Below are 20607 nucleotides of genomic sequence, written 5' to 3'. Positions count from 1 at the left end.
TGGCCTGATGGGCGTCCTGACAACGGTTTTTGCATTTCTGCTCGTGCTGGGGCCGCTCGTGGTCATCCACGAGCTTGGCCACTACCTGGTTGGCCGTTTCTTCGGGGTGAAGGCCGATGCGTTCTCGGTGGGCTTCGGCAAGGAACTGGCCGGGTGGACCGACACGCGCGGCACCCGCTGGAAGCTCTGCGCGCTCCCGCTCGGTGGCTATGTCCAGTTTGCAGGCGACATGAACCCTGCCAGCGCCTCGGATGCCGGGGCTAGCGAGGCTCCGGCCGAGCAGCGCGGGCAGATGTTCCAGTTCAAGCCGCTGTGGCAGCGGGCGCTGATCGTCTTTGCCGGCCCACTCACCAATCTTCTCCTGTGTGTCGCGATCTTTGCCGCCTTCACGATGGCTTACGGCAACCGTGTGGTCGAACCGGTGATTGCCGACTTCGCCGAGAATTCGGTCGCCCAGGAGGCAGGGCTCAAGGTCGGCGACCGTATCACCTCTATCGACGGCGAGGCTGTGGGCGATGTCCAGGATCTGGACCGCTACATCCTGCTTCACCCCGAGGGGCGCGTTCCCCTGGGTATCGAGCGCGAAGGGCGCGACATGACCCTGCCGGTCGAGATTGCCGCGCGCGAGATCGACGACGGCTTCGGCAAGACCGCCCGCATCGGCGACCTGGGCGTGTCGTTCGATCAGCCCATCGTGGCGGGGTTTACCTCCGATTCCGCGGCCAAGGACGCCGGTTTCGAAGTGGGCGACCGGATCGTGGGTATCGAGGGGCAGGATGTTACCAGTTTCCACGATGTTATTGACCTGGTGCAGCCGCGCGCCGGGGAGACGCTTCGCTTTACCGTCGAGCGCGATGGAGCCGAACTGGCTCTGCCCGTCGCCGTGCGCGCCGCAATGCGCCCGGGCGCAGATGGGGCAGAGGAAAGCGTGGGTATGATCGGCGTCGAGGCGCGGGTCGGTCGGCTTGTGCCGGTTGGTCCTGTCGCAGCGGTCGGGATCGGCTTTGCGCGCAGCTTCGACATGCTCGACGATATGGTGACAGGGCTTCGCCAGATCATCTTCGGCGAGCGTTCGGTCAAAGAGCTTGGCGGGCCCATAAAGATCGCCCAGGCCTCGGGCCAGCAATTCTCCCTTGGTTGGGAGAATTTCGTGGCTTTCTCGGCGTTTATATCGATTAACTTGGCGTTCATCAACCTCCTGCCAATCCCGGGCCTCGATGGAGGACATCTGGCTTTCTACGCGGCGGAGTGGGTTCGTCGCAAACCTCTCGATGGTCGCAGCCAGGAGTGGGCGATCCGTACGGGAGTGGTATTTCTTCTGGCGCTCATGGTGTTCGTTACGGTGAACGACATTGTCTCCCTGCCGATTTTCGGGGGATAGGGCAGGAATTTTACCGAGGATCACAATGTCGCCCGGTTTGGCTGCTTGATCGTGGCGGCTCCATCAGGCAGATGGCTGCGGACTTGCGCAGGTTTCGGTGCAGGCCTGCCGACTGTCATGGATCTCGCTGAGGCGCTTATCAGGAATTATCTTGGAATGATCGGAGTGGAAATGGTTCGCAGCACTGAGGCTCGCCGCTCGTCACACGTCGCGGCCGTGCTCCTTGGGACCACGATCCTGGCCGGTGTGCCCTCGGCCGCCTTTGCCCAGGATGCGGCCGCGCAGAGCGCTCCGGCCGAGCCCGCCGCGCAGCCCGAAGCCGAAACGATCACCTCGCTTACCGTGCGTGGCTCGGAGCGTCTCGAGCAGCAGACGGTTCTTTCCTACGTGAAGCTGCGCATCGGCCAGCCTTACACCAAGGCGGCCGCCGACGGTGCGCTCAAGGATCTCTACGCGACCGAGCTGTTCAAGTCGGTCGAGGTGACCAACGAGAACGGCGCGGTGGTGATCGAGGTTCAGGAAAACCCGGTCGTCAACCGCATCATTCTTGAAGGCAACAAGCGCATCAAGAACGACAAGATCCTGCCCGAGATCAAGGTCTCGCCGCGCCAGATCTTCACCCGTTCCAAGGTCCGCGCCGACGTCGCCCGCATCATCGAGCTTTACAAGCGTCAGGGCCGCTATGCCGCCACGGTTGAGCCCAAGATGGTCATGCTTGACCAGAACCGCGTCGATATCGTCTTCGAGATCACCGAGGGCGACAAGTCCAAGGTCCGCCAGATCAACGTGATCGGCAACGAGGCCTTCTCGGACGGGGAACTGCGCTCGCAGATGGTGACCAAGCAGGCCCGTTTCTGGCGTCTGTTCTCTTCGGGCACCAGCTATGACCCCGACCGCATGGCCTTTGATCAGCAAAAGCTGCGCCAGTTCTACCTGACCGAAGGTTACGCCGACTTCCGCGTTGTCTCGGCCGTGGCTGAGCTCACGCCGGACAAGAAGGACTTCATCATCACCTACGTGGTGGAGGAAGGTGAGCGCTACAAGTTCGGCGATGTGAAGGTGGAAAGCCAGCTGCGCGACTTCAGCAGCGAGAAGATGTCCCAGAACCTGCCGATGAAGGCGGGTGACTGGTACAATGCCAAGCAGGTCGAGGACACGATTGAGAGCCTCAACAACACCGCTGGCGCCTTCGGCTATGCCTTTGCGGACGTGCGCCCGCAGTATGATCGCAACAAGGAAGATCTCACCATGGGTCTGACCTTCGTGATCCGTGAAGCGCCGCGCGTCTACGTCGAGCGCATCGACATCAACGGCAACACGCTCACCCAGGACAAGGTCATCCGCCGCGAGTTCCGTCTCGCCGAGGGCGATGCCTTCAACTCGCTCCAGGTGCGCCGTTCAACCAACCGCATCAAATCGCTCGGCTACTTCCAGGAGAAGTTCGAGGTCGAGCAGAAGCCGGGTGCAGCCGATGACCGCATCATTTTGGAAGCCAATGTGGAAGAGCGCCCAACCGGCGAACTTCAGCTTTCGGCCGGTTTCTCGAGCCTGGAAAGCTTCATCTTCCAGGCCTCGATCCGCCAGCGCAACTTCCGTGGCCGCGGCCAGACGGTGGGTCTGTCGGGCAGCTACTCGCGCTATTCGCGTTCGGTCCAGGCCAGCTTCGTCGAGCCGTACCTGTTCGACAAGAACGTCTCGCTCGGGGTCGACCTCTACCGCCGCGACTACAACAACTTCAACTTCCAGAACTCGAACCGCAACACCACCTACCAGCAGACCACGACCGGTTTCCAGGTGCGTGCCGGTGTCCCGGTGACCGAGTACATCACCGCGGTGGGGCGCTACACGCTCAACTACGATGACGTCTCGCTCTCGGAGAACCAGTTCTACTCGATCGGCGATACCGGCGAGCTTGAGTGCGACCCGCTGCGTGCGGGCCGTTATCTGTGCGACGCCATCGGCAAGCGTCTGAGCTCGATTGTCGGCTTCTCGCTGATCTACGATACGCTCGACAACCGCGTGCGTCCTTCGCGGGGCGAAACCGCGCAGGTCAGCGTCGATGTCGCGGGCCTGGGCGGCGACGTGAAGTACGCCCGCCTGCGTGCCAATGCGGCCAAGTACTGGCCGCTGGGCGGTGGCTTCATCTTCTCGCTGCAGGGCGAAGGCGGCATCATCGAGCCCTACGGCGGCGATGACTACGTGCGCCTTACCGACCGCTTCTACCTTGGTAACCCGCAGATGCGTGGCTTTGCCGTGCGCGGTGTTGGCCCGCGCGTGATCCGCCAGTATTTCGGTCCCGACGAGGACGGCAACTACACCGTGCCGGGCAACGATTCCGACGACGCGCTGGGCGGTAAGTACTACTACATGGGGCGTGCCGAACTGGAGATCCCGCTTGGATCGGGCGCGCGCGAAATGGGCCTTCGTCCCTCGGTCTTCGTCGATGCCGGCGCGGTCTGGGGTACACGACGTCCCGAACTCAGCGACTGCGGAGATGGCTGCTTCGTCGGTCAGCGTGACCAGGACGGCAACCAGCTCTACAATGTGCTCGACGATGACGGCAATGTCGTGGGTACGAGCATCGATCAGATCGATCCGGACACCGGTGCAACGCGCAATCCGGCCGGCTCGACGAGTTATTTCACCGAGAGTTATCTCGGCGATACCTGGCTGCCGCGTGTGGCCATCGGTGTCGGCGTGAACTGGAACTCACCCTTTGGACCCTTCCGTATCGACATGTCGCACGTGCTTCTGAAGCGCGATGGTGATGACACCCGGGTCTTTTCATTCAACGTGGGAACGCAATTCTGATGAAAACTCTTCTCAAGTCCGCTGCGCTGGCTTCGACCCTGGCGCTTGCTTCCGTCGCGCTTCCGGGCGCGGCCTCGGCCCAGTCGGGCACCGTGGTCCCGGGCATCGGCGTGGCCGACCTCGAAGGCATCGTCTTGAGCTCTGCGGCCAACCAGACCGCGCGTGAACAGCGCCAGACCACCTACAAGGCGCAGATTGACCAGGCCAACAGCCGCCGCGCCGCGATCCAGGCTCAGCTTCAGCCGCTGATCCAGAAGTACCAGGCTGACAGCCGTGCCGCGAACCCGAACGAGGCGGCGCTGCAGCAGCAGGCCCAGCAGATCCAGCAGATCCAGCAGCAGGGCCAGCAGGAACTGCAGCAGATCCTCGCGCCGGTCTCGCTCTCGGAGGCCTACGTCAACGAACAGATCGAGGACAAACTGAACGATGCGGTGAAGGCTGCGATGACCAAGAAGAAGGTCACCATCCTCCTCAACCCGCAGTCGATCCAGGCGATCACCGATGGTGCCTATTCGCTCAACCAGGACATCCTGGCCGAGCTCAACACCGCGATCCCGACCGCGCAGATCGTCCCGCCCGAGGGCTGGGAACCGCGCCAGGTGCGTGAAGCGCGCGCGCGTCAGCAGCAGGCCGGTCAGGCCCAGGCTCCGGCCGCTGGTAACGCTGCGGCTCCCGCCGGCCGTTAATTTCCAGACGAAAGTACCTGTACGATGAGCGAACCGGGCGAACTGGTCTACGACATCCCGAAAATCCTCGAGGCGCTGCCGCATCGCTACCCGATGCTGCTCGTCGACCGGGTGGTCTCCTTCGATGAGGAGTCGATCCACGCGGTCAAGGCGGTGAGCTTCAATGAGGATTTCTTCCAGGGCCATTTCCCCGGCCGTCCGATCATGCCCGGCGTTCTCCAGATCGAGGCGCTGGCGCAGACGGCGGGTATCCTGGCCATCGAGACCCTGGGTCTCGCGGGCTCGGGCAAGCTCGTCTACTTCATGGCGATCGAGAACGCGAAATTCCGCAATCCCGTGACGCCCGGGCACCTGCTCGACCTCAAGGTGAGCTTCGTCCAGAAGCGCGCGCGGGTCTGCAAGTTCGCGGGGACGGCCTCGATCGACGGGAAGACGACCTGCGAGGTCAGCTTCACCGCGATGATCGCCGATGCCTGAGGGAAGGGGGCTTTAGGGCCCCTTTCGCCCCAGCTGGCGCGCCGGGACTTGCCATTGGTGCCGTTCCGATGTAAGCGCGCCGCTTTCCATGGCAGGCCGGTCGGAACCGGCCATATGCAAGAGAGATTACGACATGAAGGCCGATCTGCACCCCGACTACCACATGATCACCGTCCAGATGACCGACGGCACCACGTTCCAGACCCGCTCGACCTGGGGCTCGGAAGGTGACACGCTCGTGCTCGACGTCGATCCCACCACGCACCCTGCCTGGACCGGTGGTCAGCAGCGCGTCAACGAAGGTGGCCGCGTGGCACAGTTCAACAAGCGTTTCGGTGGTCTCTCGCTCAACAAGAAGTGAGGCGACGGTTCATCCGAACCTTGAAACGAAGAGGGCGGCCTTGCGGGGCCGCCCTTTTTCGTTGTGGGTCTAGGGCGCGTCAGGTGCCGGTTCACGAATCGGGGTGCGCTTGGTCGGGTTCAAGCGGCAGGGCCGGGCTCTCGCCCGTGTAGGAGCCCCCGCTCGTTGCGATAAGACCTTGCCATAAGGTGTCGCTGGAGGGGATCGCGCGCTCGAACTGAAGGCCGGCCATGTCCGCGTGGGTCCAGCGAACCACTGCGCCGTGGCCGCTGGTGAGGAAGGCGAGCCCCGCGCCGCGGTGGAGGCTCAGGCACTGGCCGATGCGCAGGTCCAGCCCCTCGGCATGGACGCAGCAGCCGCTGGCCGACAGGTCGAGCAGCCAGGCCCTCCCGATGGGGACACCGTCCGTGCGCAGGAAGATCCGCTGCCGGATGGGGTGGCGCGTTTCGCGGCGGCGCTCGTCATGTGTGGCAGGCGTGGGCAAGGCCGTCAGAGCAGCATGCGCGGGCGAAGCGGGTTCGTAGCTGGACACGTGCTCCAGACTACGTGCAGAGCGCCTACCCGGGCTCTAACCGGCACTTAGGGGATCGTGCGAGGCACCGGCGAGGGCGCGGCGGCCAATCAGCCCCAGGCTTTCTCCCGGAACCACTGCGTGAGGACGTATTTGCGGCCCTTGCGCACTTTCATTGCGTGATGAAGCGTTGCGGCATTGGGCGATCCGTCGGGGCGCAGGTTGTTCCAGCAGATAAGCTTGCCCGCTTCGGGCTGGATGATCTTGTCCGCGACCTTGAAGCGGGTGGCGCCGCCTGCATCGACCGCGTTCAGGTACATCATGTACGTCCAGGTCCGCTGCCCCGCGACAGAGCAGAACTGCGCGAACTCGGGCCGATCGGGCTCGAAGTAGTCGGTGTGGGCCTTGAACTCCTGCCCGACTTCGTAGCGCTGGCCCTGGAGAGGCTCGGCGTGACTTTCGGGGATTCCGGCGAGCGCACCCAGGCGCGTGCGGAGATCGGCGACGTCCGGATCGCGCGGCGAGAGGTCGCAGGTCGAACTGGTGCGGAAGACATCGTCGCCGTTGTAGCCGGTGATCGTGGAGGGACGGTGCTGGGCCTCGATCTTGTCAATCAGGCGCGTGCATTGTTCGCCCGAGAGGAAATTGGGCAGAATGTACATCTCGATTCGCGGCGAGGGGACCTTGCGCGCGGCTGGGTGGGCCTGGATCGGAACGGCGTATGATTCGGTGGCAGTGACCATGCGCCGCACGATAGTCGCTGGCTTCGCCCAAGAAAATTGCCTCTCCAGACGATTTTATCACTTTTTTGCTTGGCAAACGCGTCAACTGTGTGCAAAGGCGCGCTCCCGCACCGAGGGCGCTTCAATGCACTTTGGTTCGCGGCTAAAGTGTCCCGGTTCGCAGATGGTCGAACGGGACGTGTGGCGATTGTAGCTCAGTTGGTCAGAGCGCCGGTTTGTGGTACCGGAGGTCGTGGGTTCGAACCCCATCAATCGCCCCATTCCTTCGAAGCTTATGATACCTTGGCCTAATAGGCGGGTAAAAACCGTAAGCCTTTTCCATCATTCACTTGCTCCTTTCGGCACGGTCTTTAGAAAGCGCGGCTTATGCACGGCTTCGCCAACCCGGCCCGTTTTCTGCGCATCGCACGCTGGCTTATGCCGCTGTGCCTTGGTGTAGGTATCGTGATCGCCCTTGCCGCCCTGGTATGGGGCCTTTTCCTCGCACCTGCCGAACGCCTGCAGGGCGAGACGGTCCGCATCGTCTACCTGCATGTGCCCGCCGCCTGGCTGGGTATGGCGGGCTGGAGCGGCATTGCGATCGCCAGTTTCACCGAACTCGTCTGGCGCCACCCCCTGGCTGGAATTGCCGCGCGCGCCTGCGCGGTGCCCGGCGCAGTCTTTACCGCGGTGTGCCTGGTGACGGGTTCACTCTGGGGTCGTCCGGCCTGGGGTACCTGGTGGGTGTGGGACGGGCGTCTGACCTCGATGCTGGTCCTGCTGTTCCTCTACTTCGGCTGGATGGCGCTGTCGCAGGCAAGCGAGGCGTCCGACGGGGCAGGAACCCGCGCGCCGGCGATCTTCGGCCTTGTGGGCGCGGTGAACATTCCCATTATCCATTATTCGGTGATCTGGTGGAACAGCCAGCACCAGCCCCCCAGCATCACCACGGGCGGCTCGGCCATGTCTGGCGCGTTCCTGTGGCCGCTGCTGATCGCGATGTCAGGCTTCACGCTGATCTTTGCGGGTGTGGTGCTGGCGCGTATGCGGGCAATCCTGGCGCACCAGCAGGCCGAGGCGCGGCTGCGCCGTAAGGCGCTGGCCCAGGCCGGTTGAGAGAGGACGCGAGAGAATGCGCGAAGCGATGGACCCCTGGACTTTCGTCCTTGCCTCCTACGCCATCGGCGTGGGAGCCACGGCGGCGATGGTCGGCTGGTCGCTTGTGATGATGAAACGCGCTGAAAAACGGCGCGATGAGGCAAGGAAGCGCTGACAAGGATGGCAATCAAGGCAAAGCACCAGCGCCTCGTGCTGCTCGCCGTCGCGATGGTCGTGCTGATCGGCGCGGCGATCCTGGCGATCTGGGCGCTGCGCAACCAGGCAAGCTATTTTTACGTTCCCCGCGAGATCGTGGCGAGCCCCCCCGAAGCCTCGCGCGCGGTGCGCTTGGGCGGCATGGTCGAGCAGGGCTCGATCCGTACGCTGCCCGATGGGGTAAGCATCGCCTTCGTCGTCGAGGACAAGGAGGCACGCGTGCCAGTTACGTTCCGCGGCATTGTCCCCTCGCTCTTCGTGGAAGGCTCGGGCGTCGTGGCCGAGGGCCACATGGGAAGCGATGGCACGTTCGTGGCCGACAATCTCCTCGCCAAGCATGACGAGAATTATGTCCCGCGCGAGATGAAGGACATGACCGGCGAAGAACTGCAGCAGGCGATGGCTAAGGGCAAATGATCGCGGAACTTGGACTGGCCGCGCTCTGGCTTGCGGCGGCATTGGCGGGATTGCAGCTGCTGGGAGGAATGCTCGGGCTGACCAGGAAAGGTGAGGCTTTGGGCCGGGTTGTCCGTCCCGTCGCGGTGGTGCAAGGTCTGCTGGCGCTCTGTGCCTTCTTCTGCCTGATCTACGTCTTTGCGATCACGGACCTTTCGGTAAAGCTGGTCGCGCTCAATTCGCATTCGCTGAAACCCCTGATCTTCAAGATCGCGGGCGCCTGGGGCAACCATGAGGGCTCGATGCTCCTGTGGGTCACGGTCATGGGCGTTGCGGGCGGGTTCGTCGCGCTTATCGAGCGCCGCTTGCCCGAGCGCACCATGCTCGCAACGCTTGCCGGACAGGCTTTCGTGAGCCTTGGCTTCTACGCCTTTCTGCTGCTTTCCTCGAACCCGTTCGAGCGCCTCTCGCCGGTCCCGGCCGAAGGGCAGGGGCTTAACCCGCTTTTGCAGGATCTTGGCCTCGCCTTCCACCCGCCAACGCTGTACCTGGGCTACGTCGGTCTTTCGGTGGCCTTCAGTTTCGCCATTGGCGCGCTGGTAACCCGCGAGGTTGGGTCGGCCTTCGCGCGCGCCATGCGCCCCTGGGTGCTGGCGGCCTGGATTTTCCTAACGGTCGGCATCACCGCGGGCTCGTACTGGGCGTACTATGAACTGGGCTGGGGTGGCTGGTGGTTCTGGGACCCGGTGGAGAACGCCTCGCTCATGCCCTGGCTGGCCGCAACCGCGCTGCTCCATTCGGTGAGCGTTCTGGCTGCGCGCGATGCGCTGCGCACCTGGACGGTGATGCTGGGCGTGGTCGCCTTCTCGATGTCGATGGTGGGTACATTCCTTGTCCGCTCGGGCATCCTGACCAGTGTTCATGCCTTTGCGGTCGATCCTGAGCGCGGCAGCTTCATCCTTGCGCTGCTTGCCATCAACATCGGCGGTGCCCTCACCCTTTTTGCCTTGCGCGCCGCGACGGTGAGCGAGGGCGCCCGCTTCGCGCCGATGAGCCGCGAGGGCGCGCTCGTCATCAACAACGTCCTGCTGTGCGCGATCCTGGGCATCGTCCTGTTCGGCACGCTTTATCCGCTCGTGGCCGAGGCGCTGGGCGCGCAGGTCTCGGTCGGCCCGCCCTACTTCAACCCGATGAGCGCGCTGTTCGCCGTGCCCATGCTGGTGGTCCTGGCGGTCGGCCCGATGCTGCGCTGGCGGCGTGATGACTTTGCGCGAATCGGCAAGAGCCTCGTCATCCCGGCCATGCTCGTGGTGGTCATGAGCGGTGCTCTGGTTGCCGTGGCGGATGTCGCACTGCTGCCGTTCCTGGGCCTGCTGCTAGGTGTCGGTCTTGCCTGGGCGAGTGTACTTCCCTTGCGCGGGCGCAATCTGCGCCGACTGCCGCTGGCGGTCTGGGGCATGGTCGTCGCGCACTTCGGTATCGCGGTCGCGCTTATCGGCATGAGCAGCGAGAGCGCGTTCTCGACCGAGAAGCTCGTTGCGGTCGAGGTTGGTGAGATTACGCAGGTGGGCCCCTGGGGCGTGAAGCTCGACCGGATCGAGCCGGTTGCAGGCCCCAACTGGACCGCGCTCGAGGCGCGTCTGCTGGTGCGCTACGGGCCGGATGGCAAGGTTACGCGACTCACCCCGCAGTCGCGCACGTTCTGGGCGCCCCCGCAGAACACCTCCGAATCGGCGCTGCTGACGCGCTGGAACGGCCAGCTCTATGCCGTTCTGGGCGGTGAGGGCGAGGACGGCCGCTGGCAGCTGCGTCTGTGGTGGAAGCCGCTGGTGCCGCTGATCTGGCTGGGTGGCCTCCTGATCGCTTTGGGAGGCCTGCTGGCGCTGCTCGGCCGCGTCGCCACGGATGTTCGCCGCTCGATCCAGAGCGATCGCATCGCCGAGCGCCGCGAAGGCGAAGAGAAGCTGCGGGAGGACCGGGCATGAGCGCGAATCGCAAGGCTCCGGAGGGCCGTGCCCGGGCGCCGCGCTGGGCAATCTGGCTCCCGCTCGCGTTCTTCGTGGGCTTCGTCGCGCTGGTGATGACAGGGCTTCTGAAGCCCGCAGACCGTACCGTGCGCAGCGCGCTCGTCGGCAAGCCGATGCCCAGCTTCGATCTGCCCCCGGCACTGCCCGGACGGCCTGGCCTCAGCAGTTCAGAGCTGGCCAACGGCAAGGTCCATCTCGTCAACATCTTCGCCAGCTGGTGTATCCCCTGCCGGGTCGAGGCACCGCAGCTGGCGCAGCTGCAGCGGGCGGGTGTCGAGATCGAGGGCATTTCGGTGCGCGATTCGCGCGAGAACCTCGAAGGCTTCCTCGCGACCAACGGCGATCCCTTCGACAGCATTGGCGCGGACGACGATGGGCAGGTGCAGCTGGCGCTGGGCTCTTCGGGCGTCCCCGAAACCTACATCGTCGATGGCAAGGGCGTGATTCGCTACCAGCACGTCGGCGAGATCCGGCCTGAGCAGCTCGACGTGATTCTTGCCAGGATACAGGAGGCGGGGCAGTGAGGCGCGTCCTTCCCGTTCTTTCCGCCGTTGCCATGGTGGCCGCTCCGGCTCTTGCCCAGCAGGAGCAGTCGACCGCACCTTTTGCTTACCGTCAGCTCGAGGATCCGGCGAAGGAACGCGCCGCCATGGACCTAATGGAGACGCTGCGTTGTCTCCAGTGCCAGGGCCAGTCGATCGCCGATTCGGACGCGCCTATCGCGGGCTCGATGCGCAGTCTCGTGCGGGAGCGAATCAAGGCGGGCGAATCCCCTGAGGAGATCCGGGCCTGGCTGATCGAGCGCTATGGCGACTATGTGAGCTACGCGCCGCAGCTCACCGAGGTGACCTGGCCGCTTTTCGCCGTGCCGCTTGTATTTCTGCTGATCGCGGTCCTCCTGCTGCGCCGCCGCTTCACCTTGCGCCGCGAGGTCGAGGAACGTGGCGCTGGCGATGAAGGAGAAGAGGCATGATCTGGTTCCTGCTGGCCTTGCTGGTCATCGCTGCGTTCGTGGTGGCTGTGGTAGTCCTCAAAGTGCCGGTGGGAGGGCGCGAGGCGGTGGCCGCCGCGCTGCTCCTGGGTGTTGCGGGCTATGTCACGCAAGGCTCGCCCTCGCAGCCATCGAGCCCGAGCACCGTGACCCCGGGCGGTGGTGAGGAAGCCGCGTTCCTGGTTGCTGCGCGCGCCAAGGTCACCAATCGCACGATCCCGCCGACCAATCGTTATGTCGTCATCGCCGATGGCTTTGCACGCAACGGTCAGACGGCCGAGGCGGCGCGCGTCCTGCTGGGCGCGGTCGAGCAAAATCCAAAGGACGAGGATGCCTGGCTCGCCATGGCCAACGCGCTTGTCGCCCATTCCGAAGGTGTTCTGACTCCCGCTTCGCTTTATGCCTTCCGCCAGGCAGCCAAGGCCGACCCGAAAGCGCCGGGGCCCGCGTTTTTCCTGGGCTTGGCGATGGCCCAGTCGGGTCAGTTTGGCGAAGCGCGCGAGCTGTGGGCGGACCTTCTGGAGCGCACGCCCGAGGAGGCCGTATGGCGTCCGGTGCTCGCCGCCGAACTCCAGAGGCTGGATGCTTACATCACGGGCAATGCGCCGGCTCCGGCACCCGATTCGCAGATAGGGGCGGAGTCCCGCGACGGTACGGTTGCGGAACCAACGGCCCCTTCGCGTGATTGAGCATCATTGCTAGGCACCTGCCATGCTGCTAACGGCCTTCAACCTTGCCGCGAGTGCGAAACGGGGTCTCTAGTCCATGACGGGGCGCACGAATGAGTGATGCAACTACGGATATGAATGGCGGTGGAACGGCGAGCGTGTCGGATGCCGTGAAGCAGTCCGACGCCGGGAAATCCGGTTCCCACGGCCATTCCACCGGAAACGTCGCGAAGCTCGCCTTCGGCGCGGTCGGTGTCGTCTTCGGGGACATCGGCACTAGCCCGATCTACGCGTTCCGCGAGACTTTTGTCGGTCCGCACCCGCTGGCTATCGACGAATTGCACATCCTGGGCGTGGTCAGCCTGATCTTCTGGTCGATGACGCTTGTCGTTGCGGTTCAGTACGTCGGCATCCTCATGCGCGCGGACAACAAGGGGCAGGGGGGCAGTCTCGCGCTCGTGGCCCTGATCTCCGGCGCGATCAAGAAGTCGCGTTATGGCGGCCTTATCGTCATGCTCGGCGTCTTCGCGACGGCGCTGTTCTACGGCGATTCGATGATTACCCCCGCCGTCTCGGTGCTCTCCGCGGTGGAGGGCCTGACCGTTGTCCAGTCGAACCTTGCACCTTTCGTCATGCCGATTGCGCTTATCCTCCTGGTAGGCCTTTTCGTGCTGCAAAAGAGCGGGACGGCCAAGGTCGGCGCGCTGTTTGCCCCGGTCATGGTGACCTATTTCTCGATCCTCGCGATCCTGGGCATCTACCATCTCGTACAGATGCCCGAGGTGCTCGTTGCGCTGAACCCGTGGTATGCGATCCAGTTCTTCCTCACCGACAAGATGCTGGGCTTCCTGGCGCTGGGTTCCGTCGTGCTGGCCGTGACCGGGGCGGAGGCGCTCTATTCGGACATGGGCCATTTTGGACGCGGACCGATGCGCCTATCCTGGTTCGGTTTTGTGATGCCGTGCCTGCTCATCAACTACTTCGGGCAGGCCGCGATGATCCTCAGCCTCGACGATGCGCAGGCCGCACTTGCGATGGAAAACCCGTTCTTCAACCTTGCGCCTGAATCGCTGCGCCTGCCGCTCGTGATCCTGGTCAGCTGCGCCGCCTTCATCGCCAGTCAGGCGGTTATCTCGGGCGCCTTCTCGATCACCCACCAGGCCATGCAGCTGGGTTTCATCCCGCGCCTTTCGACCCGCCATACCTCGGAGCACGAGGTCGGTCAGATCTACATTCCCTTCGTGAACTGGGCGCTGATGATCGGCGTGATCGTGCTGGTGTTGGTCTTCCAAAACTCTTCGAACCTGGCCTCGGCCTACGGTATCGCGGTGACCGGTGCGATGCTGATCGACACCTGCCTGATGACGGTTCTTCTGATCGTCCTGTGGCGCTGGAAGCTGTGGATTGCGATCCCCGTTGCGGTGACCTTCTTCGTGGTCGACGGTGCATACTTCGCCGCAAACGCCACCAAGATTCCGGATGGTGGCTGGTTCCCGCTGTTGATCGGCGCGGTGGCCTTCACGCTCCTCACAACTTGGAACAAGGGCCGCCGCCTCATGCGTAATCGCATGACCGAGGCGGCGCTTCCGCTCAACGTCTTTGCCAAGAGCGCGCACGGCAGCGCCGCGCGCGTGCCGGGCACCGCGATCTTCATGGCTTCGAGCAACGTCGGCGTACCTTCCGCGCTCCTCCACAACATCAAGCACAACAAGGTGCTGCACGAACGCGTGGTGGTGCTGACCGTCGAGGTCCAGGACGTGCCCTACGTCGAATCGGGCGAGCGCTACTCGGTGCAGGACCTGGGGCAGGGCTTCTACCGCATGACCCTGCGCTACGGTTTCATGGAGGAAACCGACATTCCCGCAGCGCTTGCCCACAACCAGATGTGCGGCCAACCCTTCGAGATGATGAAGACCAGCTTTTTCCTGTCGCGCCAGACTCTTGTCGCCTCGGAAAAGCCGGGCATGGCGATCTGGCGGGAACGTCTCTTCGCCTGGATGATGCGCAACGCGGCAAGCGCCATGGTGTTCTTCCGCCTGCCTACCAACCGCGTGGTCGAACTCGGCAGTCAGCTGGAAATCTGACCAACGCGGTGGAGCCGGCGCTGACCTGCACGCTCATTGTCGGCCTGCTCTACGCGGCGGCCTATCCGTTGGTCTGGGGCGGCTATTTCCTGACTTCGCCGACACCGGACCCATTTATACTCGTCGGCATCGGGTTGAGCACGCTTGCGGGGCTGTGCGTCCTGACTCCGGCCATGGGCCGCGGCATGTTCGCATCGCGCACGCCGGACCAGAGACGCCCGATCCGCTCATGCTGCTCAACCTCGCTGTCTTTGCCGGTGTGCAATATGTGCTTGCATTGGGGCTGGTGACGCGACCGTATTTGATACGGTGCGGGCTGACAGCTTCGGGCGCGCCCGCTAGGGTTTAGCCCCATGCAGATCCTACGCACGCTCGTTCACGATTTTCGCTGGTTCCACATCGCAGTGGGCCTTGTCGGCAACCTGCTCTTCGTGGTGGGGAGCGTGCTGTTCCTACCTACCATGGCGGCCTGGCAGACGGCGGGCGTGTGGATGTTTATTGCCGGTTCGGGACTGATGTTTCTGGGCGCACTTGGCGAACTGCTCAAGCAGACGCTTTCCATGCGCGGCACCCGGCTCGAGCGCGATACCAGCGCGCCCTGACTGAGTGATAGTCTGCCGTGCTCAGTCGTGCGGCGCGTTGTCGAGAAGGTCCTCGCGCGCCTCGGTCTCGCCCATGCCGTGCTTGAGCACCATGGGGAGCTGCGAGAAGGTGAAGAGGAACGAGGCGACCGTGAAGCCCCAGAGCTTGGCCTGAAGCCAGGCATCGAAACTGACGGCGTAGACCAGCACCGTGTTCGCGATGGCCAGTACCAGGAAGAACCAGGCCCAGTTGCGCGAAAGCTTGATCCAGCCTTCCTCGTTCAGCCCCTCGAAGGCGGACTGGAGAAGGTACTTGAGCATCGGCTTGCCCTTCATCAGCCCGATGAAGAGCACGATGGAGAACATCAGATAGACCGCAGTGGGCTTGAGCTGGATCCAGATCGCCTCGCGGAAGATCACGGTGAGCGTGCCGAAGCCCAGGATCAGCGTCGTCGTCAGCCAGAGCATGGGTGAGACCTTGCCCAGGCGCCATTTCGAGACACCCAGCGCCACGACGGTAGCGGCCATGAAGGCGATGGTGCCCTTGATGACGGCGGAGACCGTGCCGATCGCATCGCCGCTCTCTTCGGGCGAGAAATGGCGGTAGGTCAGGAAGAACACGAGAAGCGGGCCGAAATCGACAACGAGGTTGATCCAGCTGGACTTGGGCTTTTCGGATTCGGGAGCGCTGTCGTTCGGTGTCTTGGCCTGCGGCGTATTGGGGCTTTCCATCACGCGATACCTGCAATGACGCGTGCGACGAGGTCCGGGTCGAAGGGGCGAAGGTCGTCGATCTTCTCGCCTACGCCGATGGCGTGGATGGGTAGGCCGTACTGCTCGGCCGCAGCCACGAGGACGCCGCCGCGCGCGGTACCGTCCAGCTTGGTCATCACGAGGCCGGTGACACCAGCCACTTCCTTGAAGGTCTCGATCTGGGCGAGCGCGTTCTGGCCGTTGGTGGCATCGAGCACAAGCACGACATCGTGCGGTGCGGCCGGGTTGAGACGGCCCAGGACTCGGCGGATCTTGGCAAGCTCGTCCATTAGTTCGCGCTTGTTCTGAAGGCGCCCTGCGGTGTCGACGATAAGCACATCGGTGCCGTCCTCGGTCGCCTCCTTGACCGCATCGAACACCACCGAGGCGGGATCGCCGCCCTCGGGGCCCTTGACGATGGGGACCTCAAGACGGTCGGCCCAGACCGCAAGCTGACCAATGGCGGCCGCGCGGAAGGTGTCGCCCGCTGCCAGCATGACCGCGTAGTCCTGTTCCTGGAAGAGGTGGGCAAGCTTGGCGATGGTGGTCGTCTTGCCTGAGCCGTTGACGCCGATGGTAAGGATGACCTGCGGGCGCGGGAAGGCGACGATGTCGAGCGGCTGTGCGACGGGACGTAGGATGTCGGCGATCTCGCGGGCGACCACTTCCATGATCGCGCGTTCGTCCGCGTCACGCTCGAAGCGTTCTTCCGCAAGGCGTTCGCGGATGCGGGCGGCCGCGCGCGGGCCCAGGTCCGAGATGATCAGCGCGTCTTCCAGGTCATCGAGCTGCGCGTCGGTCAGGCGATTGCCGCCAACGATCCCGGCGAGGTTTCCGCTCAGGCGCTCGGAGGTCTTGCGAAACCCGCCAAAGAGCCGGTCGGACCAGTCGCCATCCTGCGTCGTGGCGGACCCTCCGGCAGGTGGGGTGGTGTCGCTCATGCTTCCAGTATTCCTTCGATCACGTTGGCGGGCGTGAGGCACAGCACGGTGCCCGGCACGGTCCCGTCTGGCAGCCGGACTCGTGCGAAATTCTCCGCGTGGCCGGTACCATCCTTTTCGGCGAGAACCCATAGCGGGCGAGAGACCTGCGCGGCAAGCCAGCGCGCACGTTCTTTCGACACTGCCTCGCGCAATTCACGGGCCCGGCGCTTAATGAGCGCAGGCTCGACCTGCGGCATGCGCGCGGCTGGCGTGCCCGGGCGCGGAGAGAAGGGGAAGACGTGGCCGTGGACGATGCCCAGCTCAGCGATGATCGACAGGTTGGCCGCATGTGCGGCCTCGTTCTCGGTCGGAAAACCGGCCATGAGATCAGCGCCCACGGCAAGGTCGGGGCGACGCACGCGCAGGCTCTCGACCAGCGTCACGGCATCGGCGCGGGTGTGGCGGCGCTTCATGCGCTTGAGGATGAGGTCATCGCCATGCTGGAGCGAGAGATGAACGTGCGGCATCACCCGCGGCTCGCTGGCGAGAAGTTCGAACAGGACCGGATCGACTTCGGCCCCGTCGATGGAAGACAGGCGCAGGCGCGGCAGCTCGGGGAAGCGTCCGAGGATGGCCGCGCACAGCTCGCCAAGGCGCGGGGCACCCTTGAGGTCCTCGCCCCAGGAGGTTAGATCGACGCCGGTCAGGATGACTTCCTGAACGCCGCGTTTGTGGTGGACGGCAACGTCGGCCAGCGTCTCGGCAATTGTGCGCGATCGGCTGGCGCCACGCCCCTGGGGGATCACGCAGAAGGTGCAGGAATGATCGCAACCGTTCTGCACCTGGACGAACGCGCGGGTATAGGCGGCGCGGCGTTGGGGCACGGTGGGCGCAGGTACGTTCCAGGCCCGTGGATCGAGCTTGGCGGTGTTGGCGACAAGACCATCTACCTCGGGCATGGCGGCCAGGGCCTCGCGCTCCACCTCGGCAGCGCAGCCGGTCACCACGATGCGCGCGTCGGGGCGGGCTCGGCGGGCGCGACGGATGGCCTGGCGGGTCTGGCGCACGGCCTCGGAGGTGACCGCGCAGGAGTTGATGACCACAAGATCGTCGGCCTCGCGAAGGAGCGCGCGCATATCCTCGCTTTCGGAAAGGTTCAGCCGGCAGCCCAGCGAATGGACTTCGAGGCTCAAGCGCGCGTCCGGTCCACGGGGATAAGGCCGAAGTCAGCGGCTGCAAATGACCCACGGAAACTTTCCGTGGCAGGTCCGGTCATCACGATTACGCCGTCTTCGCGCCAGTCAATGCGCAGCGTGCCGCCGGGGAGCGTTACCTTGACCGAGTGGTCGACGAGGCCGCGCCGCATCGCCGCAACCGCCGTGGCGCAGGCACCCGTACCGCAGGCGCGGGTAAGTCCGGCTCCGCGTTCCCACACGCGCAGGGTGATCGTATCGCGCCCTGAAATCCCGGCAACGTTCACGTTGACCCGCTCGGGAAAGATGGGGTCGTTCTCGATCAGTGGGCCGAGGCGCGCCATGTCGATGGCGTAGGGATCGGGAACGAAGAAGACGGCATGCGGATTGCCGACGTTGATGGCGCTTGGGTTGACCAGCTCCTCCCAGGCGACGGGCATGGCGTGGGTGTCCATGGCGTAGGCGAGGGGGATCGCGTCCCAGTCGAAACGGGGCGTGCCCATCTCGACCGAGATCCCGGTTTCGGCGGGCGATGCGTGGACGATGCCGCCCAGCGTCTCGATCGCGGCGCTCTGGCCGTGGAGTAGGCCGACCGCGCGGGTTGCGTTGCCGCAGGCTTCCACTTCGCTGCCGTCGGGATTGAAGATGCGCATGCGAAAATCAGCCGAGGTGCTCGGTTCCAGCACCAGCAACTGGTCACAGCCAATGCCGGTGTGACGGTCCGCAAGCGCACTGGCGATGGACCCGTCGATGGCGGGCAAGGGCTGGCTGCGCGCGTCCAGGACGACGAAATCGTTGCCCAGGCCATGCATCTTGATGAAGTCGATCCGCATGGCCTGCGATCTAGGTATTTCGGGTGGATTGGTCCAGCCCTCAGATCGAGGCGCGCGCGATGGCACCCCGGCCCTCGGGCGTGTTCAGGCGCGACCGGAGCGGCGGTTCTCGTTCGAGGTCGTCGTCTCGAGGTCGAGTGTCCTTGGCGGGCGGTCCGGGCCAGCCGGGCCGGAAGGTGCGCTTTCACCATGCGGGGCGGTTTCCGCGTTGATCCATTCGCCGAGGCCGGAAGCGGGGCGCGGGGCACCGAAGTAGTGACCCTGGCCCTTTACCGGGCCAAGTTTGCGCAGCTCGTTGAGGACGTGAACATTGGCGATGCCTTCGGCCGTGATCGGCAGACGCAGGCCTTCGCCCAACATCGCGATGCCGCGCACGATGGTGGCGGCGTTCCTGTCGGTATCGATCCGTTCGATGAAGCTGCGGTCGATCTTCATGTGGTCGAAGGGGAGGTTGCGCAGCTGGGCGAGCGAACTGAAGCCGGTTCCGAAATCGTCGAGGCTGACGCTGATGCCCTGGTTTTTGAGGCTAGTCAGCAGCGAGCGGACCTGTCCCACGTTCTGGTGCAGGCAGCTTTCGGTGATCTCGATTTCCAGGCGCTCGGCCGGGAAGCTCGATTCGACAAGAAGTTTCAGAAGTTTCTGAGCGAACCACGGATCACGCAGTTGGAGCGGGGAGATGTTCACTGAGAGGGTGAGCTCGCGGGGCCAGCTCTTCGCGTCCTGAAGGGCCTGGCGGATCAACTCTTCGGAGAGTTCGGCGATGGCCCCGATATCCTCGGCAATCGGGATGAAGATGTCGGGCGAGACGAGGCCCAGGTCTGGCGATTGCCACCGCGCAAGCATTTCAAAGCCGCACAGTCGACCCGTGCCCAGATCCATCTGGCGCTCATAGTAGGGAACGAACTCGCCAGCCGGGATGCCCCTGCGGATCTTGTCCTCCAGCTCGGTGCGCAGGTGCAGTTCCTCGGCCATCTGTGGCTCGAACCAGCAGAAGGAGTTTCGGCCCTGATGCTTGGCGTGGTACATCGCCACGTCGGCATATTCGAGCAGCGCCTGTGCGTCGGCAGGCTCTGCGCCGCGGTGGCGTCGAGCAGTCGAGGCAAGCCCGAGCGAGCCGGTGATGTCGGCCGTCGTGTCACCCACGCGCATGGTACGGGCAAGCTGCTTGAGAAGGACCTCGGCGATGCGATCGATGTGTCCGCTCTGCGCAGGTGCGTACTCGATGGCGATGGCGAACTCATCGCCGCCGATGCGGGCGATGGCGCTGCCGACCGGAACCACCTCGCGGATGCGCGCGGCGCACTGGCGCAACAGCTGGTCGCCCGCGGCATGCCCGTTGAAGTCGTTGACCTGCTTGAAGTTGTCGAGATCGATCATCATCAGCGCCATGGCGCGTCCGCCCTCGCGGGCCTTGGCGATCATGACGTCGGCGCGCATGCCGAAGCTGCGACGATTGAGGAACCCGGTCAGGGGGTCCGTTTCGGCCAGGCGGCGGGCCGCAGCTTCCTCACGGGTGCGCTCGGCAAGTTCGGCGTTGAGCTCGCGGTAACGGCTCCACCCGAAGATGATGATCGCGATGTTGAGAAGAAAGGCGTTGAGGATGAACTGGTCGGGCCCCGGGCTCTCGCCCATCAGCGCGCGCACGACGTTGGGCCCGATCACGCTTCCGGTCGCCGTGAACAGCAGAATCGCGGACGTCACGATGCCAAATGCAACGACATCCACGGTGCGTCTGCCCGCGATGTCGTCGCTGATTTCTGTGGTCGTCGTGACCTTGGCGTTCAAAGCCAGAGCTCCCTGAATTCGTAGGAAAGGGAAGCTCTAGGGATATCCCCTGAAGGTTTGGTTAAATCGCTTCGGAATTTGACTTTGGGATTTTGTTAATTGTTCGTTGC

The 20607-nt window shown here is 64.3% G+C and carries 22 protein-coding genes and 1 tRNA gene; 16 read left to right on the top strand and 7 right to left on the bottom strand.

All coding sequences use genetic code 11. The features are described 5' to 3' along the window. Positions 1 to 7: 7 nt before the first annotated feature. The 5 genes from rseP (at position 8) to rpmE (ending at position 5716) form a co-directional block, all read left to right on the top strand. A complete protein-coding gene (gene rseP, locus FMM79_RS01755) occupies positions 8 to 1381 on the top strand; it encodes an RIP metalloprotease RseP (RefSeq protein WP_148625593.1) in 1374 nt (457 codons plus the stop codon). Positions 1382 to 1537: 156 nt separating this feature from the next. Continuing rightward, positions 1538 to 4192 carry an outer membrane protein assembly factor BamA gene (bamA, locus tag FMM79_RS01750; protein WP_148625591.1) on the top strand — a complete coding sequence of 885 codons (2655 nt, stop codon included), beginning with the start codon at positions 1538 to 1540 and terminating at the stop codon, positions 4190 to 4192. Next, on the top strand, positions 4192 to 4878 hold the full coding sequence (locus tag FMM79_RS01745; protein WP_148625589.1) for an OmpH family outer membrane protein: 687 nt from the start codon (positions 4192 to 4194) through the stop codon (positions 4876 to 4878). The genes bamA and FMM79_RS01745 overlap by 1 nt, the downstream gene beginning before the upstream one ends. Before the next feature lie 24 nt (positions 4879 to 4902). Then, positions 4903 to 5355, top strand: coding sequence for a 3-hydroxyacyl-ACP dehydratase FabZ (gene fabZ, locus FMM79_RS01740; protein WP_148625587.1), 453 nt, complete (start codon positions 4903 to 4905; stop codon positions 5353 to 5355). Positions 5356 to 5488: 133 nt separating this feature from the next. After that, a complete protein-coding gene (gene rpmE, locus FMM79_RS01735; RefSeq protein ID WP_148625585.1) occupies positions 5489 to 5716 on the top strand; it encodes a 50S ribosomal protein L31 in 228 nt (75 codons plus the stop codon). A 91-nt stretch (positions 5717 to 5807) separates the two neighbouring features. On the opposite strand, the gene FMM79_RS01730 is transcribed toward rpmE, so the two are convergent. Together FMM79_RS01730 and FMM79_RS01725 are read right to left on the bottom strand one after the other, a co-directional pair. Next, complete coding sequence (locus tag FMM79_RS01730) at positions 5808 to 6248, bottom strand: PilZ domain-containing protein (protein WP_162528418.1); 441 nt, start codon at positions 6246 to 6248, stop codon at positions 5808 to 5810. Between the two features lie 89 nt (positions 6249 to 6337). Continuing rightward, positions 6338 to 6970, bottom strand: coding sequence for a 2OG-Fe(II) oxygenase (locus FMM79_RS01725; protein ID WP_240338917.1), 633 nt, complete (start codon positions 6968 to 6970; stop codon positions 6338 to 6340). A 183-nt stretch (positions 6971 to 7153) separates the two neighbouring features. On the opposite strand from FMM79_RS01725, the gene FMM79_RS01720 reads away from it, so the two are divergent. The 11 genes from FMM79_RS01720 (at position 7154) to FMM79_RS01675 (ending at position 15031) form a co-directional block, all read left to right on the top strand. After that, positions 7154 to 7230 (top strand) — tRNA-His (locus FMM79_RS01720). A 106-nt stretch (positions 7231 to 7336) separates the two neighbouring features. Beyond that, positions 7337 to 8065 (top strand): heme ABC transporter permease CcmC, encoded by a 729-nt coding sequence (gene ccmC / locus FMM79_RS01715; protein WP_148625581.1) that lies wholly within the window; start codon positions 7337 to 7339, stop codon positions 8063 to 8065. 16 nt (positions 8066 to 8081) lie between these two features. Continuing rightward, positions 8082 to 8222: a hypothetical protein gene (locus FMM79_RS21450; protein ID WP_162853530.1), complete on the top strand. Its 141-nt coding sequence runs from the start codon at positions 8082 to 8084 to the stop codon at positions 8220 to 8222. A 5-nt stretch (positions 8223 to 8227) separates the two neighbouring features. Further along, positions 8228 to 8680, top strand: coding sequence for a cytochrome c maturation protein CcmE (gene ccmE, locus FMM79_RS01710; RefSeq protein WP_148625579.1), 453 nt, complete (start codon positions 8228 to 8230; stop codon positions 8678 to 8680). Then, entirely contained in the window at positions 8677 to 10644 is a 1968-nt protein-coding gene (locus FMM79_RS01705; RefSeq protein WP_148625577.1) for a heme lyase CcmF/NrfE family subunit, read from the top strand. Before ccmE ends, FMM79_RS01705 begins: the two co-directional genes overlap by 4 nt. Then, the gene (locus FMM79_RS01700) at positions 10641 to 11210 is read left to right on the top strand and encodes a DsbE family thiol:disulfide interchange protein (protein ID WP_148625575.1); all 570 of its coding nucleotides are present in this window, start codon (positions 10641 to 10643) and stop codon (positions 11208 to 11210) included. The genes FMM79_RS01705 and FMM79_RS01700 overlap by 4 nt, the downstream gene beginning before the upstream one ends. Positions 11211 to 11242: 32 nt before the next feature. After that, positions 11243 to 11659, top strand: a complete 417-nt coding sequence (locus FMM79_RS01695) for a cytochrome c-type biogenesis protein (RefSeq protein WP_148626159.1) — start codon at positions 11243 to 11245, stop codon at positions 11657 to 11659. Beyond that, entirely contained in the window at positions 11656 to 12366 is a 711-nt protein-coding gene (locus tag FMM79_RS01690) for a tetratricopeptide repeat protein (RefSeq protein WP_148625573.1), read from the top strand. Before FMM79_RS01695 ends, FMM79_RS01690 begins: the two co-directional genes overlap by 4 nt. 92 nt (positions 12367 to 12458) lie before the next feature. After that, on the top strand, positions 12459 to 14429 hold the full coding sequence (locus FMM79_RS01685; RefSeq protein ID WP_240338916.1) for a potassium transporter Kup: 1971 nt from the start codon (positions 12459 to 12461) through the stop codon (positions 14427 to 14429). Between the two features lie 8 nt (positions 14430 to 14437). Further along, entirely contained in the window at positions 14438 to 14719 is a 282-nt protein-coding gene (locus tag FMM79_RS22155; RefSeq protein ID WP_162528417.1) for a DUF2938 family protein, read from the top strand. A gap of 63 nt (positions 14720 to 14782) precedes the next feature. After that, positions 14783 to 15031, top strand: a complete 249-nt coding sequence (locus tag FMM79_RS01675; RefSeq protein ID WP_148625569.1) for a YrhK family protein — start codon at positions 14783 to 14785, stop codon at positions 15029 to 15031. Between the two features lie 21 nt (positions 15032 to 15052). Here FMM79_RS01675 and FMM79_RS01670 read toward each other — a convergent pair whose 3' ends face one another. The 5 genes from FMM79_RS01670 to FMM79_RS01650 form a co-directional block, all read right to left on the bottom strand. Further along, positions 15053 to 15742, bottom strand: coding sequence for an inner membrane-spanning protein YciB (locus tag FMM79_RS01670; protein ID WP_148625567.1), 690 nt, complete (start codon positions 15740 to 15742; stop codon positions 15053 to 15055). Continuing rightward, a complete protein-coding gene (gene ftsY / locus FMM79_RS01665) occupies positions 15742 to 16704 on the bottom strand; it encodes a signal recognition particle-docking protein FtsY (RefSeq protein WP_148625565.1) in 963 nt (320 codons plus the stop codon). Before ftsY ends, FMM79_RS01670 begins: the two co-directional genes overlap by 1 nt. Beyond that, the gene (locus tag FMM79_RS01660; RefSeq protein ID WP_148625563.1) at positions 16701 to 17879 is read right to left on the bottom strand and encodes a MiaB/RimO family radical SAM methylthiotransferase; all 1179 of its coding nucleotides are present in this window, start codon (positions 17877 to 17879) and stop codon (positions 16701 to 16703) included. Before FMM79_RS01660 ends, ftsY begins: the two co-directional genes overlap by 4 nt. Then, complete coding sequence (gene dapF / locus FMM79_RS01655) at positions 17876 to 18712, bottom strand: diaminopimelate epimerase (protein WP_148625561.1); 837 nt, start codon at positions 18710 to 18712, stop codon at positions 17876 to 17878. Before dapF ends, FMM79_RS01660 begins: the two co-directional genes overlap by 4 nt. An 84-nt stretch (positions 18713 to 18796) precedes the next feature. Beyond that, entirely contained in the window at positions 18797 to 20497 is a 1701-nt protein-coding gene (locus tag FMM79_RS01650) for a bifunctional diguanylate cyclase/phosphodiesterase (RefSeq protein WP_240338915.1), read from the bottom strand. Positions 20498 to 20607 lie beyond the last annotated feature (110 nt).

The organism is Novosphingobium sp. BW1, from assembly GCF_008107685.1.
Taxonomy (GTDB): Bacteria; Pseudomonadota; Alphaproteobacteria; order Sphingomonadales; family Sphingomonadaceae; genus Novosphingobium.
Note: the sequence above shows the minus strand (reverse complement) of the source record. Positions and strands in the feature narration are given on the sequence as shown.

Bases quoted from the DNA above. Each gene is read 5' to 3' on its own strand.
- rseP (WP_148625593.1), top strand. From the start codon at position 8: ATGGGCGTCCTGACAACGGTTTTTGCATTTCTGCTCGTGCTGGGGCCG.
- bamA (WP_148625591.1), top strand. From the start codon at position 1,538: ATGATCGGAGTGGAAATGGTTCGCAGCACTGAGGCTCGCCGCTCGTCA.
- FMM79_RS01745 (WP_148625589.1), top strand. From the start codon at position 4,192: ATGAAAACTCTTCTCAAGTCCGCTGCGCTGGCTTCGACCCTGGCGCTT.
- fabZ (WP_148625587.1), top strand. From the start codon at position 4,903: ATGAGCGAACCGGGCGAACTGGTCTACGACATCCCGAAAATCCTCGAG.
- rpmE (WP_148625585.1), top strand. From the start codon at position 5,489: ATGAAGGCCGATCTGCACCCCGACTACCACATGATCACCGTCCAGATG.
- FMM79_RS01725 (WP_240338917.1), bottom strand. From the start codon at position 6,970: ATGGTCACTGCCACCGAATCATACGCCGTTCCGATCCAGGCCCACCCA.
- ccmC (WP_148625581.1), top strand. From the start codon at position 7,337: ATGCACGGCTTCGCCAACCCGGCCCGTTTTCTGCGCATCGCACGCTGG.
- FMM79_RS21450 (WP_162853530.1), top strand. From the start codon at position 8,082: ATGCGCGAAGCGATGGACCCCTGGACTTTCGTCCTTGCCTCCTACGCC.
- ccmE (WP_148625579.1), top strand. From the start codon at position 8,228: ATGGCAATCAAGGCAAAGCACCAGCGCCTCGTGCTGCTCGCCGTCGCG.
- FMM79_RS01705 (WP_148625577.1), top strand. From the start codon at position 8,677: ATGATCGCGGAACTTGGACTGGCCGCGCTCTGGCTTGCGGCGGCATTG.
- FMM79_RS01700 (WP_148625575.1), top strand. From the start codon at position 10,641: ATGAGCGCGAATCGCAAGGCTCCGGAGGGCCGTGCCCGGGCGCCGCGC.
- FMM79_RS01695 (WP_148626159.1), top strand. From the start codon at position 11,243: ATGGTGGCCGCTCCGGCTCTTGCCCAGCAGGAGCAGTCGACCGCACCT.
- FMM79_RS01690 (WP_148625573.1), top strand. From the start codon at position 11,656: ATGATCTGGTTCCTGCTGGCCTTGCTGGTCATCGCTGCGTTCGTGGTG.
- FMM79_RS01685 (WP_240338916.1), top strand. From the start codon at position 12,459: ATGAGTGATGCAACTACGGATATGAATGGCGGTGGAACGGCGAGCGTG.
- FMM79_RS01675 (WP_148625569.1), top strand. From the start codon at position 14,783: ATGCAGATCCTACGCACGCTCGTTCACGATTTTCGCTGGTTCCACATC.
- FMM79_RS01670 (WP_148625567.1), bottom strand. From the start codon at position 15,742: ATGGAAAGCCCCAATACGCCGCAGGCCAAGACACCGAACGACAGCGCT.
- ftsY (WP_148625565.1), bottom strand. From the start codon at position 16,704: ATGAGCGACACCACCCCACCTGCCGGAGGGTCCGCCACGACGCAGGAT.
- dapF (WP_148625561.1), bottom strand. From the start codon at position 18,712: ATGCGGATCGACTTCATCAAGATGCATGGCCTGGGCAACGATTTCGTC.